General features: G+C 64.3%; 16 protein-coding genes. 4 read left to right on the forward strand and 12 right to left on the reverse strand.

All coding sequences use genetic code 11. The features are described 5' to 3' along the window. Positions 1–31 precede the first annotated feature (31 nt). From K3725_RS16030 to K3725_RS16055, 6 genes are read right to left on the reverse strand one after another with little or no spacing between them, the layout of a single operon-like run. Positions 32–301, reverse strand: coding sequence for an HPr family phosphocarrier protein (locus K3725_RS16030; protein ID WP_019296580.1), 270 nt, complete (start codon positions 299–301; stop codon positions 32–34). Next, positions 302–709, reverse strand: coding sequence for a PTS sugar transporter subunit IIA (locus K3725_RS16035; RefSeq protein WP_039186673.1), 408 nt, complete (start codon positions 707–709; stop codon positions 302–304). A gap of 9 nt (positions 710–718) precedes the next feature. Further along, a complete protein-coding gene (gene rapZ / locus K3725_RS16040) occupies positions 719–1,597 on the reverse strand; it encodes an RNase adapter RapZ (protein WP_260016277.1) in 879 nt (292 codons plus the stop codon). Next, entirely contained in the window at positions 1,590–2,027 is a 438-nt protein-coding gene (locus tag K3725_RS16045; RefSeq protein WP_260016278.1) for an HPr kinase/phosphorylase, read from the reverse strand. Before K3725_RS16045 ends, rapZ begins: the two co-directional genes overlap by 8 nt. Before the next feature lie 20 nt (positions 2,028–2,047). After that, positions 2,048–3,754, reverse strand: coding sequence for a sensor histidine kinase (locus K3725_RS16050; protein ID WP_260016279.1), 1,707 nt, complete (start codon positions 3,752–3,754; stop codon positions 2,048–2,050). 50 nt (positions 3,755–3,804) lie between these two features. Further along, positions 3,805–4,509 (reverse strand): response regulator transcription factor, encoded by a 705-nt coding sequence (locus K3725_RS16055; protein ID WP_039186681.1) that lies wholly within the window; start codon positions 4,507–4,509, stop codon positions 3,805–3,807. Between the two features lie 341 nt (positions 4,510–4,850). On the opposite strand from K3725_RS16055, the gene K3725_RS16060 reads away from it, so the two are divergent. Continuing rightward, positions 4,851–6,449 carry a phosphoenolpyruvate carboxykinase gene (locus K3725_RS16060; protein ID WP_260016280.1) on the forward strand — a complete coding sequence of 533 codons (1,599 nt, stop codon included), beginning with the start codon at positions 4,851–4,853 and terminating at the stop codon, positions 6,447–6,449. A gap of 70 nt (positions 6,450–6,519) precedes the next feature. Here K3725_RS16060 and dgt read toward each other — a convergent pair whose 3' ends face one another. The 3 genes from dgt to K3725_RS16075 all read right to left on the reverse strand — a co-directional run bounded on the left by dgt (position 6,520) and on the right by K3725_RS16075 (position 9,626). Further along, complete coding sequence (dgt, locus tag K3725_RS16065; RefSeq protein ID WP_260016281.1) at positions 6,520–7,881, reverse strand: dGTP triphosphohydrolase; 1,362 nt, start codon at positions 7,879–7,881, stop codon at positions 6,520–6,522. 63 nt (positions 7,882–7,944) lie between these two features. Next, a complete protein-coding gene (locus K3725_RS16070; RefSeq protein ID WP_260016282.1) occupies positions 7,945–8,841 on the reverse strand; it encodes a cation diffusion facilitator family transporter in 897 nt (298 codons plus the stop codon). 17 nt (positions 8,842–8,858) lie between these two features. Further along, positions 8,859–9,626 (reverse strand): sulfite exporter TauE/SafE family protein, encoded by a 768-nt coding sequence (locus tag K3725_RS16075; RefSeq protein WP_260016283.1) that lies wholly within the window; start codon positions 9,624–9,626, stop codon positions 8,859–8,861. A gap of 145 nt (positions 9,627–9,771) precedes the next feature. Here K3725_RS16075 and K3725_RS16080 point away from each other — a divergent pair, with 145 nt between their 5' ends. From K3725_RS16080 to K3725_RS16090, 3 genes are all read left to right on the forward strand, one after another. Beyond that, positions 9,772–11,457: an acyl-CoA dehydrogenase family protein gene (locus tag K3725_RS16080; RefSeq protein WP_260016284.1), complete on the forward strand. Its 1,686-nt coding sequence runs from the start codon at positions 9,772–9,774 to the stop codon at positions 11,455–11,457. Between the two features lie 172 nt (positions 11,458–11,629). Beyond that, the gene (locus tag K3725_RS16085) at positions 11,630–12,313 is read left to right on the forward strand and encodes an SGNH/GDSL hydrolase family protein (RefSeq protein ID WP_260016285.1); all 684 of its coding nucleotides are present in this window, start codon (positions 11,630–11,632) and stop codon (positions 12,311–12,313) included. 262 nt (positions 12,314–12,575) lie between these two features. After that, positions 12,576–12,968 (forward strand): META domain-containing protein, encoded by a 393-nt coding sequence (locus K3725_RS16090; RefSeq protein WP_260016286.1) that lies wholly within the window; start codon positions 12,576–12,578, stop codon positions 12,966–12,968. Here K3725_RS16090 and recO read toward each other — a convergent pair. From recO to era, 3 genes are all read right to left on the reverse strand, one after another. Further along, positions 12,952–13,677: a DNA repair protein RecO gene (gene recO, locus K3725_RS16095; RefSeq protein WP_260016287.1), complete on the reverse strand. Its 726-nt coding sequence runs from the start codon at positions 13,675–13,677 to the stop codon at positions 12,952–12,954. The genes K3725_RS16090 and recO overlap by 17 nt on opposite strands. A 69-nt stretch (positions 13,678–13,746) precedes the next feature. Then, positions 13,747–14,076 carry a DUF1491 family protein gene (locus tag K3725_RS16100; protein ID WP_260016288.1) on the reverse strand — a complete coding sequence of 110 codons (330 nt, stop codon included), beginning with the start codon at positions 14,074–14,076 and terminating at the stop codon, positions 13,747–13,749. An 88-nt stretch (positions 14,077–14,164) separates the two neighbouring features. Next, entirely contained in the window at positions 14,165–15,070 is a 906-nt protein-coding gene (gene era, locus K3725_RS16105; protein ID WP_260016289.1) for a GTPase Era, read from the reverse strand. Positions 15,071–15,224 lie beyond the last annotated feature (154 nt).

The following is a 15,224-nucleotide window of genomic DNA, read 5'->3' on the forward strand; positions in this document are numbered from 1 at the left end:
GCTTCTTCCCGTTCCGCGGCCGGCGCGGAGCCTAGTAGCCCTCGCCGAACTTGTCGGCCACCAAAGCCTCCAGCGCATGCGCAAGCGCGTCAGCATCGGGCCCCGAAGTCTCGACGTCAATAGTCGTTCCTTTCGAGGCTGCCAACATCAAAAGGCCCATAATACTGTCGCCGGAGGCCGACATTCCGTCCTTCAGCACCTCTGCCGTGGCGTCAAACGCTTCGACCACCTCCACCAGTTTGGCGGAGGCGCGGGCGTGCAGCCCTTTTTCATTGATGATTTTCAGCGTCTTCAGAGCCATTTAATGTGCCTGCTCCCCGTCAGGGTTTACGTTCTGGGCGTTGATGTACTTGCGCCCTGCCTCCATCGCCTGCCGAACCGCATCGGCAACCGGAAGGTGGCGGGATTTTGCCAGTTTGATCAGCATCGGAAGGTTGGCGCCATAGAGAATCCGCCGGTCCGCAGGCGCGCAGGCCTTGAGGCTGAGGTTCGAGGGCGAGCCGCCGAAGAGGTCGGTCACCACCACAACGCCGCCGCCGCTGTCGACTTTGTTGGCCGCGGCGCAGATCTCGTCCTGCTTGGCGGCGCGGTCATCCTCCGGACCGATGGCGATGGCCATCAGGCTGGGCTGCGGACCCACTACGTGTTCCACCGCGGCAAGGTATTCCCGTGCCAGTCCGCCATGCGCTACGATCACTATCCCGATCAACCCGGCCTCTCACTTCTTTTGCTGGCCTTGCAGCTCGCGGTGTCTAATTGACACTTGCAGGCCGTCCTCTGCAAGGGCCTTGGCCAGGGTTTGTGCCATTGTCACCGATCTGTGCTGGCCGCCGGTGCAGCCGAAGGCGATGGAAAAATGCGATTTGCCCTCCTCCCGGTAGGCCGGCAGCAGCAGCCGGGTGAGGTCCAGCACCCGGTCGAAGAACGGCTGGAACCGGGGATCGGCACGGACGTAGTCCTGCACTGCCGGGTCCTGGCCGTTCAATGCGCGCAGGTCCGTATCCCAGTAGGGATTGGCCAGAAAGCGGCAGTCGAACACCATGTCGATGCCATGCGGCATGCCGCGTTTGTAGGAGAAGCTTTGCACCGACAGCGCCAGGGTGCGGCCGCCCGGGGCAAACCAGCGCTCGATCTCGGCCTTCAGCTGGTGGACGTTCATGTCCGAGGTTTCCAGCAGGATGTCAGCCCGGTCGCGGATCGGCGCCATCAGGTCCAGCTCGCGGCGCACGCCCTCGCCCGGGGATTCTGCCGGGGCCAGCGGGTGGCGGCGGCGGGTTTCAGAGTAGCGGCGCAGCAGCACGTCGGCCTGGGCGTCGAGGTAGAGCACGGTCAGCTCCAGCTCGCGGCGTCCTGACAGCATGTCGATCACGTCCAAAAGCGCGCGCGGCGAGAAGTCCCGGTTGCGGCTGTCCAGTCCCAGCGCCATCGGACGCGGTGCGGCGGCGGCGTCGAACAGGCCGGGCAAGAGCCGCAGCGGCAGGTTGTCGATCGCCTCGAACCCGAGATCCTCCAGCACGTTGATCGCGGTGGTGCGGCCCGCACCGGACGGGCCAGTGACCAGCACCGCCGGGACCGCCTGTTGGTTCTGGTCAGGCATCCGGGTCCAGTGCCCCGCATCTGAGGTATTGCATCAGCGCCGGGGCAAAATGGGCGCCATCCACCCGTTTCACGCGCGCCACCTCCCGCCCCAGAAGCAGGGTGGTGTGGCGCACCGGCAGGCGCTCGGTCTCCGCCTCGTCCAGGTCCACCAGCGCCGTCACCGGCACCGGGCTGCGGATCTGCGCCTGCAACAGCCCCATGTAGCGGGCCTCGATCAACCCGCGGATCGGCTCCGGCGCGCTGGCAACCAGCTCGCCGTGCAAGAGCTGCACCAGCACCCGGTCGTCGGCCACCAGCTGGGCGCCGAAGGCCATCAGCTGCAGCGCCAGCGCGGATTTGCCCTGGCCGGAGGTGCCGGTGATCAAAAGCCCCTGCCCCTCCAGCGCAACGCAGGAGGCATGCAGGATCAAGCTTTGTGTTTCAGGCATGGGATAAACCTAAACCGGCTTCAGACAGGCAAGCCTACCACAAATCGCGCGCCAAGCGGTTCGGAAGTGACGTCCGCCTCTGTCGGGCGGATGTTTTCAGCCCAGATCACGCCGCCATGCGCCTCGACGATCTGCTTGGAGATTGCCAGGCCAAGGCCGGAGTTATTGCCGAAATGCTCTACCGGGCGCTGCGAGTAGAAGCGTTTGAATATCTTGGAAAGCGCCTGGTCGGGGATCCCGGGGCCGGTATCCTCGACCACGATCAGCACCCGGTTGGCGCGGCGGCGCGCCCAGACGCGGATGGCGTCGCCTTCCTCGCAGAAGGAAATCGCGTTGGTGATCAGGTTGACAAAAACCTGCGCCAGACGTGCCTCCAGCCCCTGCAGCAGGACCGGCTGGGCGGGCAGATCGGTGATGTAGTCGATGCCCTTGGCGCGCGCGTCCTCTCCCAAGTACTGGTTGAGGTTGCCGAGCATGGTCAGAAGATTGAACTCTTCCTCTTCCTCCTTGACCAGTTCGGCATCCAGCCGCGAGGCGTTGGAGATGTCGCTGACCAGCCGGTCAAGGCGGCGCACGTCGTGTTCAATCACCTCCAGCAGCTTTTGCCGCTGGTCGTCGCGTTTGACCATGCGCAGGGTGCCAACCGCGGATTGCAGGCTGGCGAGCGGGTTCTTGATCTCATGCGCCACATCCGCGGCGAACTGCTCGTTGCTGTCGATGCGGGAGTAGAGCGCCTTGACCATGCCGCGCAGGGCGCGGCTGAGGCGGCCGATCTCATCGGGGCGGGCGGACAGGTCGGGGATGCGGATCCGGCCCGGATTGGATTTGCGGCTGCCGCGGTCGCGGCCCAGTTCAGCCGCCTCTGCCAGGTCGGCCAGCGGGTTCGCGATTGTCGAGGCCAGCACCAGGCTGAGGCCGACAGAGACCAGGAGCGCCACGATGAACATCTGCAGCACCCGTTCCTGTTCGCTGCGCACCAGCGCGTCCACTTCGCCGGTGGGCGAGGCCAGGGCGATCACCCCCACGGCGGTGCCGTTGTGCATGATCGGGGTCGCGGCGGAGATCACCCGGCTGCCGCTGGTATCCACCACGGTTTCCACGCCGGTGCCGCCGTTCATCGCCCGGTCCACCAGCCCGCCGAGACGGTCCTCCAGCGCCGGGCCGGAAACAGCCGCCTGCTGCTCAGCCCCGCCGGCCAGTCCCCAGAGCCTGGACAGCGCATCGCTGATCAGGGTGCGGCGCTCACCGCTGTCATTCAGCACGTTCAGCGCATCGCTGCGATTGACGCCCTTGATGCTGGAAATCAGATTTCCGGTGGTGTCGAACACAAAAGCCTCAACCCCGCCGCGCAGGCTGAGACGGGCCAGCGTGTCCTCGACCTGGATGCCGTCACCAGCGGCAAAGCTGACGGCGCCGGCGGCAGGCATCTCTGCCTCGAACACGTCGGCGGCCAGCATCGCCTCGGACACCAGCGCGCCGGCGCGCTGCTGCACCAGGCTGTGGCGCGTCGAGTTCAGGTACAGGATACCCGCAACCATGATGGTCAGCGCGATCAGGTTGAAGGTGATGATCCTGCGGGTCAGCGGCGACCCCTTGAGCGGCAGGAACCCCCGGCGGGCGCGCTTGACCTGCATCTCCCGCGTGACCGACTGGTCCGGGGTGACCCAGTCCTCGCCCAAGACCACATCGCCGTCCTGCTGGCGTTGCATAACACTGGTATCGCGCATCCGCGCCACTCCCCTGGCCGGGGGCACAAGGCCCCGCTTGGATAGGCCGCTTACTCTTCGTTGTAGCGGTAACCGATACCATAGAGGGTTTCGATCGCCGCGAAATCCGAATCCGCGCTGCGCATCTTCTTGCGCAGGCGCTTGATGTGGCTGTCGATGGTGCGGTCGTCCACATAGACCTGATCGTCATAGGCCACATCCATCAGCTGGTCGCGGCTTTTGACGAAGCCGGGCCGCTGAGCCAGCGCCTGCAGCAGCAGGAATTCGGTCACCGTCAGCGACACGTCCTTGCCCTTCCAGCTGACCGCGTGGCGCAGCGGGTCCATCCGCAGGTTGCCGCGCTCCATCACCTTGGCCTCCGGCGACGCGGTGCCCTCGGCGTCGCTGCTGATCGCCTCCTGGCGGCGCAAGAGCGCCCGGATGCGTTCCACCAGCAGGCGCTGCGAAAACGGCTTCTTGACGTAGTCGTCGGCGCCCATGCGCAGGCCCAGAACCTCGTCGATCTCATCATCCTTGGAGGTGAGGAAGATCACCGGCATCTGCGATTTCTGGCGCAGCCGCTGCAACAGGTCCATGCCATCCATGCGCGGCATCTTGATATCCAGCACCGCCATATCCGGAAGCTTCTTGTTGAAGGCATCCAGCGCGGCCTGGCCGTCATTATATGTTTCGACCTCGAAGCCCTCGGCCTCAAGCGTCATGGAAACCGATGTCAGGATGTTCCTGTCATCGTCAACCAAAGCAATCTTTGACATCGGATTTGCCCCTAATCTGCTCTGTTATGTTTTGTTTTTACCATGTTCATCGCCGTTCTGGTGCGCCGAATCAATCCCATTTGAAGAATCGGGACGATCTTTGGACACAATTGGGGCAAAAATACCTTAGCGTTCGCTGAACAGACGGGCACTTGCCGCGGTGCAGAACAATGGTTGCGCTAAACATCGCCTTGATGGCGCTAACTGGCTGAAACCGGCCTGTTCAGCCCCCGAAACGCCATGTTAAGACCGCGCCACCGGCAGCGATGCCGTTTCTATTGCCCCACTGGCGCAGCCGCGCAGCCTGCGTGCCGCCCGCGCCGCCACAGGAGAAAAAACGCATGACATCTGGACGGGTTAACCCGCAATTCCGCCTCGAGGATCAGGGCATCGAGGGTCTGGGCAATGTCTATTACAACTTCATGGAGCCGGCGCTGATCGAAGCCGCGCTGAAGCGCGGCGAAGGCACGCTGGGCAATGGCGGCGCCTTCCTGGTCACCACCGGCAAATTCACCGGCCGGTCGCCCAAGGATAAACATGTCGTGAAAACCGACAGCGTGCGCGACACCATCTGGTGGGACAACAACGCCGCAATGAGCGCAGAAGGCTTTGATGCGCTCTACGCGGACATGCTGGAGCACATGAAGGGCAAGGACTACTACGTCCAGGACCTGGTGGGCGGTGCCGACCCGGCGCATGCAATCAACGTCCGCATGGTGACCGAGCTGGCCTGGCACAACCTGTTCATCCGCACCATGCTGCGCCGTCCCGACCGCGAAGACCTGGATGATTTCATCGCCGACTTCACCGTCATCAACTGCCCCAGCTTCCAGGCCGACCCCAAGAAGCACGACTGCCGCAGCGAAACCATCATCGCGATGAACTTCGACCGCAAGATGATCCTGATCGGCGGCACCGAATATGCAGGCGAAAACAAGAAATCGGTGTTCACCCTGCTGAACTACCTGCTGCCGGAAAAAGGCATCATGCCGATGCACTGCTCCGCCAACCACGCCAAGGGCAACCCGGTCGACACCGCCGTGTTCTTTGGCCTCTCGGGCACCGGCAAGACCACCCTGTCCGCCGACCCCGACCGCGTGCTGATCGGCGATGACGAGCACGGCTGGGCCGACAACGGCACCTTCAACTTCGAAGGCGGCTGCTATGCCAAGACCATCAACCTGAATGCCGAGGCTGAGCCGGAAATCTACGCCACCACCTCCAAGTTCGGCACCGTGATCGAGAACATGGTGTTCGACCCGGAAACCAAAGAGCTGGATTTCAACGACGACAGCCTGACCGCCAACATGCGCTGCGCCTACCCGCTGCATTACATCTCCAATGCATCGTCCAGCGCCCGCGGCGGCCATCCGAAGAACATCATCATGCTGACCTGTGATGCCTTCGGCGTGCTGCCTCCGATCGCGCGGCTGACCCCGGCGCAGGCGATGTACCACTTCCTGTCCGGCTTCACCTCCAAGGTAGCAGGGACCGAGCGCGGCGTGACCGAGCCGGAGCCGACCTTCTCCACCTGCTTCGGCGCCCCCTTCATGCCGCGCCGCCCCGAGGTCTACGGCAACCTGCTGCGCGAGAAGATCGCCCAGCATGGCGCGACCTGCTGGCTGGTGAACACCGGCTGGACCGGCGGCGCCTATGGCACCGGCTCGCGCATGCCGATCAAGGCCACCCGCGCGCTGCTGACCGCGGCGCTGGACGGCTCGCTGGCGGATGCGGAATTCCGCAAGGACGTGAACTTCGGCTTTGACGTGCCGGTCAACGTGCCCGGCGTGCCGGAACTGCTGCTGGATCCGCGCCGCACCTGGGACGACAAGTCGGCCTATGACGCACAGGCGGCCAAGCTGGTGCAGATGTTCTCCGACAACTTCGAGCAGTACCTGCCGTTCATCGACGAGGACGTGAAGGCCGCAGCCATCGGCTGATGCTTTCCCCTTTGGAAACAGAAAACCCGGCCAGTGGCCGGGTTTTTTTGTTTGAGGTGCTGAAAGCCGGTCAGACGGTCAGGCTGCCGGTCACCATGTCCCGCACCTTGACCGCGTAGCGGTCGGTCATGCCGGAGACGAAATCCGCCAGCGAATGCATGGCGGTATATGGGTCCTCCACCCCGCGCAGGTCCAGGTCGACGGCGCGGATCAGCTGCGCCCAGTGGGGGTGCTGCTTTGCGAAAGCGGGCTGGTCCCAGCCGCAGGCGGCCAGATCGGTGTAGAGCCCCTGGAAGTGGCCGAGGATATGGTGCAGCACCTGGCGGCCCGCGACCTCCAGCTCTGTCTTGCGGCGTGCGGCAAAGATTCGTTCCACCGACAGGCGTTGCAGTTCGGCAAAGGCGTCTGCCTTGGAGGAGGCGCCGATCAGGTCGCCGTCGAACTCGCCGCTCATGATGGCGTCGTAATTGTCGAGGAAGGCCTGCACCGCAGCGCTGGTGGCGGCACCGATGGAGAGCGCGCGCAGCAGGGCGACACGCTCGCCCAGCGGCATAGCGGCGTCTTCCTCGCGGTTGGGTTTGCCGGTGATGTCTTCCAGCACCGCCGCCACGTCCGCGCGGTCCAGATCGCCCACTGCACCTGCGTCCTCGATATCCATGATGCGGTAGCAGATGTCATCCGCGGCCTCGACCAGAAAGGCGAGCGGGTGGCGGCGGTACCAGCCGGCGCTTTCGCGGATCATGCCGGTGGCGGCGCAGATTTCGTCGAGTAAAGCGGTATCGGAAGCAAAGACGCCGAATTTCTTGAGGCCTGCATAAGGCGCCGGGCCATCGCCGCAAACGGCATCGCGCACCTGGCGGGTGCAGGGGTATTTCAAAAAGGCGCCCAGCGTCGCGTAACTGAGCCGCATTCCGCCCTCGCGCCGGGCCATTTCCAGGCGGCCGGCGATACGCAAACCCTGGGCGTTGCCTTCGAAATGCGCGAACTCGGCCTGGCGGTCTGCCGGGATCCGGGCGGCCAGCCCTGCGCCTGCCTTGAACTGCGCGGCGAACCAGCCGCCAATGCTGTCTTCGCCGGAATGGCCAAAGGGCGGGTTGCCGATGTCATGCAGCAGGCAGGCGGCCTGAACGTGGCCCGCTATGCGCAGCACCTGATCGGGAGTGATGCGGTCTGCGGCCAGCAGCGCCTGGCCGACGCCGGAACCCAGCGAGCGGCCGACGCTGCAGGTCTCCATGCTGTGGATCATCCGGTGATGCACGTGGTCGTGACTGTAGAGCGGGTGCACCTGGGTCTTCTGCGCCAGCCGCCGGAACGGCTCGGAAAACAGGATGCGGTCATAATCCTGCAGATAGGCCTCGCGCCCAGGGGCCTCGGGGAAGTCCGGCCGGCACAGCCGCCCCGGGTTCAGCAGCCTGTTCCACTCCATCGCCATGTGCCTGCTCCTTTGCCAGTTTGAGAGCGGTTAAACGGGAGGCAGCGGGGAAATGCAAACGCTTCAGCGCGGCTCGATCCCGGCCGGCTCCAGCTTGTGCTCCGGCTCCACGTGAATCACCGCCTGCACATCAGGAATGGCGTCACGAAGGGCGGCCTCGACCCGGTCGCAGATTTCATGGGCAGCGCGCACAGACATGGCACCGTCGACCACCATGTGGAACTCGACAAACAAGGCGCGGCCTGCACGGCGGGTTTTCAGACCATGCACCTGCATTGCGCCGTTTGCGGTGCGGTGAATGATCTTCTCGATCCGGATGCGCTCCTCCGCCGGGGCGGCGGTGTCCATCAGGCCATTCACGGAGGCCGCGATCACCAGCCAGCCCTCGCGCAGGATGTTGACACCAACCAGCAGCGCCAAGAGAGGGTCAAGCACTGCCCAGCCGGTGGCAAGCGCCAGAAGCAGCCCGGCCAGCACCCCGGCAGAGGTCCAGACATCGCTCATCAGGTGGCGGCCGCCGGCGGACAAGGCCGGGGACTTCAACCGTGTGCCCGTGCGCAGCAGAACCCGCGCCCAAGCGAGGTTCACCAGCATCGCCAGCGCGTTCACTCCCATGCCGGCAGCGCCCCAGGCGGGATCGCTTGCGCGGGACAGCGCAGTGAACGCCTCGTGCAGGATCACCAGGGCAGCGATCACGATCAGGATGCCCTCGATCACCGCCGAGAAGTATTCCGCCTTGTGGTGGCCGTAGGGGTGGCCTGCATCGGGGGGCCGCTGGGCATAGCGCACCGCGAACCATGCCATTACCGCACCGCCGATGTTAACAAGCGATTCCAGCGCGTCCGACAAAAGCGCCACGGAGCCGGTCATTTGCCAGGCGGCCACCTTGAGCGCCATGACCGCCAGCGCGACCAGGATGGAGCCGGTTGCAAGTTGTTCTGCGCTGAGCCTTTGCTTCATGGTGCCCTGCCCCCCTGCTACATCAGCACGCCGCGGCGCAGCAGGTTCAAACCGGCGATCAGCAGCACCACCAGCGTTGCGCGGCGGAACAGCACCTGATCGATCCGGTCATGCAGCTGCCCGCCGATCCACATGCCCGCCACCGCCGGCACAACAAGCGCCAGCGAAAAGGGCGCGGTCTCAGTGCGGATCACGCCGGAGCCGATATGCGCCACCAGCAGCGCCACCGCGCCAAGGCCGTAGATCACCCCCTGCACCCGGATCTGTTCTGTCTTTTCAGTATTCAAGGCAGTCAGATAGGCAACGGTTGGCGGTCCCCAAACGCCGGAAACCCCACCAATCAGGCCCGCAATGCCGCCGACAACAGCCTCGCTGCGGCGGGAAGGATTGGTTATGGTGAATGTCTTGCCCATCAGCTGGATGCAGGCAAAAACGGTAACCGGCAGGCCAATGACCAAGAGCAGCGCCTGTTGCGGCAGCAGCCGCACGGACTGGGCGCTGAGCAGCAGGCAAACAAGGCCGATCAGCAAAAACACGTGGAACTTGCGGATCGAGGCCAGGGCCGCCGCAGGCCCCTGGCGCAGCGCCTGCATGCCGTTTGTCACCAGCGTGGGAAGAATGAGCCCGGCCAGCGCCAGGTCCGGTGCCAGGAACATGCTGAGGCCGGAGATGAAGATCATCGGCATGGCAAAGCCCACCAGGCCTTTGACCGTGCCCGCCAGCAGCGCGATGCCAAAGGCCGCTGCCAGCTCTGCCGGGGAAAGAAGCGAAAACAATGCGGTCATACCTCCGCTCTACCACATCCGCAGCGTGCTGCACGGGCAAAATCAACACGCAAGATTTGATCCAAATGACGCACCCGTGAGTATTTTTGTTGCGCTGCACCTGCAAAATGATTTACCACCGGGCGACCGAAGAAGGATCTGATTCATGGCCCACGACGGACAGGACTTGCATATGAAACCGACTCTCATTCCCGACCTGCTGGCGCTGACCGGCGCCGCGCTGGAACCGCTGGACCAGCTGCTTGAGGCCGCGCGCGCCTCCGTCAAGGACATGGTGAGCAGCGACGGCCGTGTCTCCGGCAAGCTGATCGAGGAAAACCAGGTGGCGGCGCATGGTCTGTCCTGGCTGGCCACTTATGTCTACTCGCTGCGTCAGATGCAGAAATGGGCCGAAAAGCTGCAGGGCGAGGGCAAGTTCGGCGAGATGGAGCAGTTGCTGCACCAGATCGGATTTGGCGAATACCTGTGGCAGGTCTACGGCGGCATCCAGATGAACCAGGGCGAGATCATCCGCCTGCAGGACCTGGGCCTGAGCCAGGACGCCCAGCGTGGGCTGATGGTGCCTGCTGTTATGACGCTGTGCGAGCGGGGCAACAGCCAGGCCGCCCGCACCCGTCTGGTACAGCTGATGGAGGAACAGGCCGGTTCCACCATGTTCGGCGCCTCCGGCCTGGAGGAAGAGCTGGAAATGATCCGCGACCAGTTCCGCCGCTACGCGGTGGAGAAGGTCGAGCCGAATGCCCATGAGTGGCACCTGAAGGATGAGCTGATCCCGATGGAAGTGATCGAAGAGCTGGCAGAGATGGGCGTCTTCGGGCTGACCATCCCGGAGGAATACGGCGGGTTCGGCCTGTCCAAGGCCTCGATGGTTGTGGTCTCCGAGGAGCTGTCGCGCGGCTATATCGGTGTCGGCTCGCTGGGCACCCGCTCTGAGATTGCGGCGGAGCTGATCCTCTGCGGCGGCACCGAGGAGCAGAAGGCCAACTGGCTGCCGAAACTGGCCAGCGCCGAAATCCTGCCCACTGCCGTTTTCACCGAGCCGAACACCGGCTCCGACCTCGGCTCTTTGCGGACCCGCGCGGTCAAGGACGAGAACGGCGATTACAAGATCACCGGCAACAAGACCTGGATCACCCATGCCGCCCGCACCCATGTGATGACGCTGCTGGCGCGCACCGATCCAAACACCACCGACCACCGCGGGCTGTCGATGTTTTTGGCGGAGAAGACCCCGGGCACCGACGAGGCCCCCTTCCCCACCCCCGGCATGACCGGCGGTGAGATCGAGGTGCTGGGCTACCGCGGCATGAAGGAATACGAGCTGGGCTTCGACAATTTCCACGTGAAGCAGGAAAACCTGCTGGGCGGCGCGGAGAACAAGGGCTTCAAACAGCTGATGGAGACCTTTGAATCGGCCCGAATCCAGACTGCCGCCCGTGCCATCGGCGTGGCGCAGTCGGCGCTGGACATCGCCATGCAGTACGCGCAGGAGCGCAAGCAGTTCGGCAAGTCGCTGATCAATTTCCCGCGGGTCTCGGGCAAGCTGGCGATGATGGCGGTGGAGATCATGATCGCCCGGCAGCTCACCTATTTCTCGGCCTGGGAAAAGGACCACGGCCACCGCTGCGACCTGGAGGCCGGCATGGCCAAGCTCTTGGGCGCACGGGTTGCCTGGGCGGCGGCCGACAATGGCTTGCAGATCCACGGCGGCAATGGATTTGCAATGGAGTACAAGATCTCCCGCGTGCTGTGCGATGCCCGTATCCTCAACATTTTCGAAGGCGCCGCCGAGATCCAGGCGCAGGTCATCGCCCGCCGCTTGCTGGGCTGACCGCTGTCAGAGACCACCGCAGGGGAGCAATCCCCTCCTTGCCCGGCGTTCGCGCCGGGCTTTTTTGTCCGGAATCGCGTTTCATGCGTCCAGCCCGCAACCCTTCCGCAAAATAAATCTGTTTCCGATTCAGGTTATTCGCAGCCAGGCAAAACCAGTTTAACAAGGAGGCATGACCTTCCTGCGCTGCCTGTTTCTGCCCTTTCTGTTTCTGCTGTCCGCCTGCGGCGATACGGTGCCGGAAGGCCAGTCCGCACGTATTCTTGCGATGGGGGATTCCCTTCTGGCCTGGCACAGCCTGGCGGGCAAATCCATTTCGGACACGGTATCGCGGGAATTGCAGGAACCGGTGGTGGACCGCTCGGTCTCAGCCGCGCGGATCCTCTACAAGCTGCCGGTTTCCGGTGCTGCAGGCATGAACATCGGCAAGCAGTACACGCCTGGCGAATGGGACTGGGTGATCGTGAACGGCGGCGGCAACGACCTGTGGCTCGGCTGCGGCTGCTTTGCCTGCGACCGCAAGATGGACAGGCTGATTTCCTCTGACGGAAGCACGGGCGCGATTCCGGCGATGCTTATCGGATTGCGCGAAACCGGAGCCAAGGTGATCTACGTCGGCTATCTGCGCAGCCCCGGCGTGGGATCGCTGATCGAGCATTGCCGGGACGAAGGCAACGAGCTGGAAGCCCGCATCACCCGTCTGGCATCGCAGGAGGACGGTATTTTCTTCCTGTCGAACAAGGACCTGGTGCCCTATGGCGACCGCTCCTACCACGCAGCGGACATGATCCACCCGTCGGTCAAGGCCAGCAACGAGATCGGCCGCAAGGTTGCGGAGATCATCCGGCAGAACTGAAAGGAAAGGCTCCCGCCCCCTTGGCTGCGCATTCACGGAATGCGTCCAAGGCGTTGGGCCTGGCGCCGTGCTTCGCACGGCGCGGAAGCACTCCCTTTGAACGGCGCGGCAGGCACCGCGCACCGCGCGGTGCCGGGCCCAACGGACGCAAGGCATTTGGGATGCCGCAGCGGCGGGCGGGAGACACATCGTGCGGTTGTTGCCTTGTGCGAACCGCCGTTGACCTCCAAAGTAGTTGAAGACACTGCTGCCGGAGGCCGTCATGCTGCGCGCTGTTCTGATCACTTCCCTGTTGCTGCCGAGCGCCTGCACAGGCGATGAAACCCTGTCGGCCTATGGTGCCGCCGGCAACGCATGGCGGTTGCAAAGCATTGACGGGACCGCCTTTGCCGCCGATGCCACCCTCACCTTTCCGGAACCGGGCAAGATCGCCGGTCAGGCGCCTTGCAACAGGTTTCTGGGCAGCCAGAGCGCGCCCTACCCCTGGTTTGAGACCGGCCCGCTGGCGGTGACGCGCATGGCCTGCCCGGAGCTGGAGGCGGAGACGGCTTTCCTGAAAGCGCTGCAGGAGATGACGCTGGCAGAGGTCTCAGGCGATGTGTTGATCCTCAGCAATGATGCGGGGCGCGAGATGCTGTTCAAAGCCGGCGGCTGAGCAGATCCAGCAGCCGGGCCCGCGCCTCTGGCGGCGGGTGATTGCCCAGCGACGGGGCCAGATGCGCCTCCAGGAAATGCCCGGTCGTGCGCAAGGCCTGGATGATTTCGGCGTCTTCCGCATCGCCCAGGCCCAGCATCACAGGCGGCAGCGGCAGCAGGCGGTCTGCCCAGTCTCCGGCGCCTTCACGTGAAACAGCCCGGCCGGTTTTTGGCGAGACATAGGCCAGGCCGAAACGGCTGCCGGTCACGGCGCAGGCCGACAGGTCCAGTCCAAAGCCCATCTCCTCCAAAAGCGCCATCTCCCAGCGCAGGTAGGCGAGCGGCCAGAGGTCCTCGTTGCCCAGCAGGTCCAGCAGCTGTTCGCTGCGGCTGTAAAGACCAGCGTGCGGTTCGCGCTCCGGCAGGCAGAAGGACAACAGCGCGGTGACTGTGTTCAGCCCGGCCAGCGCCAGCCGGCCGGAGAGCGCCGCGGCAGCGCGGCTGCGCAGGGGTTCAGCGTGATAGCTGCCCAGGTGATCCTCCAGCCGCGCCCGCCAGGACACATCCAGCTGTGCACCGGGCTGCAGGACCGGCGCCATCCGGCGGCCGGCGCCGCCACGCACCACGCCTGCGTGACGCCCGTGTTCTTCGGTGAAGACGTCAATGATGGCCGAGCTTTCGCCGTGGCGGCGCACCGAAAGCAATATGCCGTGATCACGCCATTCCAAAAGCGGGCCTCCCTGTCCTGCAGTCCGCCCCAACAGAGCGCATTGCCGGATGGGCTGCAAGCAGCAGGGTCATTCCAGGCCGGGTTCGTCCAGCAGATGACGGCCCTGGCGGTCCTCCACCTCAATCACCCAGAGATCCGGATCGAAGTTCCGCTGCCGGCTTATTGAAGCATCGACGTCCATTTCGGCACCTGCGGCCAATTCATCCCATTTGCGGTTGCCGGTCATCAGGTCATAGGTGCGGTGAAAGGCGCGGGCCTGGCCATCCAGAGTGTTGAGTTTGACGAGCACCGCGCCGGCGGTGTCATCGCCGTGGGAGGTTACAAAGGCCGGGATATCCTGGAACCGCAGGCGGGCCAGGTAGGCGTCGACCCAGAAGCGGGCGGTGAGGCGGGTCATGCCGCGCCCCCGCCTGTGACAGCGCCTGCCGATAGTGCGGGAGCCTCCGGCGGGAGTATTTTCACAAAGGTGAAAAGCATGGGCTTCTTCAGTTGCCGTCTTTGAAGTCGAGACCCATTTCCGAATAGCGCTCGGCCTCTTCCAGCCAGTTCGGGCGCACCTTCACCTGCAGGAACAGATGCACCTTACGGCCCAGGAACTCTTCCAGCTCGGCGCGGGCGGCCTGGGAGACGGCTTTAATGGTCTCGCCGCGCTTGCCCAGAACAATGCCCTTGTGGCCGTCGCGGACCACATAGATCATCTGGTCGACCCGGGCGGAGCCGTCCTTGCGCTCTTCCCATTTCTCGGTCTCAACCGTCAGCTGGTAGGGCAGTTCCTGGTGCAGGCGCAGGGTCAGCTTCTCGCGGGTCATTTCCGCCGCGATCATCCGCATCGGCAGATCAGCGATCTGGTCCTCGGGGTAGAGCCAGGGGCTTTCCGGCAGCTTGCCCGCCAGCCATTGACGCAGGTCGTCGACGCCGTGGCCGCGCTCAGCCGAGATCATGAAGGTTTCCGCAAAAGTATAGCGGCTGTTCAGATCCTGGGCGAGGCCAAGGAGTTTTTCAGCCGGCACCCTGTCGATCTTGTTGATTGCCAGCGCCACGGTGCGGCCTTCGCCGATTTCCGAAAGGCCTTCGAGGATGGTTTCCACCCCTTCGGTGATGCCGCGGTGGGCCTCCACCATCAGCACCACGACATCGGCGTCCGCAGCCCCGCCCCAGGCGGCGGCAACCATCGCGCGGTCCAGGCGGCGGCGGGGTTTGAACAGGCCCGGCGTGTCAACGAACACCAGCTGCGCGTCGCCCTCCATCGCCACGCCGCGGATGCGGGCGCGGGTGGTCTGCACCTTGTGGGTCACGATCGAGACTTTGGCCCCGACCATGCGGTTCAGAAGGGTGGATTTGCCCGCGTTGGGCTCTCCGATCAGGGCAACGAATCCGGCGCGTGTGGTCATCAATACACATCCTGTTTGCAGAGCCGATCCCCTACAGGATTTTACCCACAGGGGCCAGAGGCGTTTTGAAACCGGGCTTCAGGCACAATCTCACAGGCTTGCCCTATGTCAAAGACCTGTGGCAGATCCCGTGAAAGAACCGCAGCGCCAAGCC

The organism is Leisingera sp. S132 (genome assembly GCF_025144465.1).
Lineage (GTDB): Bacteria > Pseudomonadota > Alphaproteobacteria > Rhodobacterales > Rhodobacteraceae > Leisingera.

Coding starts and splice junctions, on each gene's coding strand:
- rapZ (WP_260016277.1), bottom strand. CDS start 1,597: ATGCCTGACCAGAACCAACAGGCGGTCCCGGCGGTGCTGGTCACTGGC.
- dgt (WP_260016281.1), bottom strand. CDS start 7,881: ATGGCGATGGAGTGGAACAGGCTGCTGAACCCGGGGCGGCTGTGCCGG.
- K3725_RS16060 (WP_260016280.1), top strand. CDS start 4,851: ATGACATCTGGACGGGTTAACCCGCAATTCCGCCTCGAGGATCAGGGC.
- K3725_RS16100 (WP_260016288.1), bottom strand. CDS start 14,076: ATGACCCGCCTCACCGCCCGCTTCTGGGTCGACGCCTACCTGGCCCGC.
- K3725_RS16070 (WP_260016282.1), bottom strand. CDS start 8,841: ATGAAGCAAAGGCTCAGCGCAGAACAACTTGCAACCGGCTCCATCCTG.
- K3725_RS16085 (WP_260016285.1), top strand. CDS start 11,630: ATGACCTTCCTGCGCTGCCTGTTTCTGCCCTTTCTGTTTCTGCTGTCC.
- K3725_RS16080 (WP_260016284.1), top strand. CDS start 9,772: ATGGCCCACGACGGACAGGACTTGCATATGAAACCGACTCTCATTCCC.
- era (WP_260016289.1), bottom strand. CDS start 15,070: ATGACCACACGCGCCGGATTCGTTGCCCTGATCGGAGAGCCCAACGCG.
- K3725_RS16090 (WP_260016286.1), top strand. CDS start 12,576: ATGCTGCGCGCTGTTCTGATCACTTCCCTGTTGCTGCCGAGCGCCTGC.
- K3725_RS16055 (WP_039186681.1), bottom strand. CDS start 4,509: ATGTCAAAGATTGCTTTGGTTGACGATGACAGGAACATCCTGACATCG.
- K3725_RS16075 (WP_260016283.1), bottom strand. CDS start 9,626: ATGACCGCATTGTTTTCGCTTCTTTCCCCGGCAGAGCTGGCAGCGGCC.
- K3725_RS16045 (WP_260016278.1), bottom strand. CDS start 2,027: ATGCCTGAAACACAAAGCTTGATCCTGCATGCCTCCTGCGTTGCGCTG.
- K3725_RS16050 (WP_260016279.1), bottom strand. CDS start 3,754: ATGCGCGATACCAGTGTTATGCAACGCCAGCAGGACGGCGATGTGGTC.
- K3725_RS16030 (WP_019296580.1), bottom strand. CDS start 301: ATGGCTCTGAAGACGCTGAAAATCATCAATGAAAAAGGGCTGCACGCC.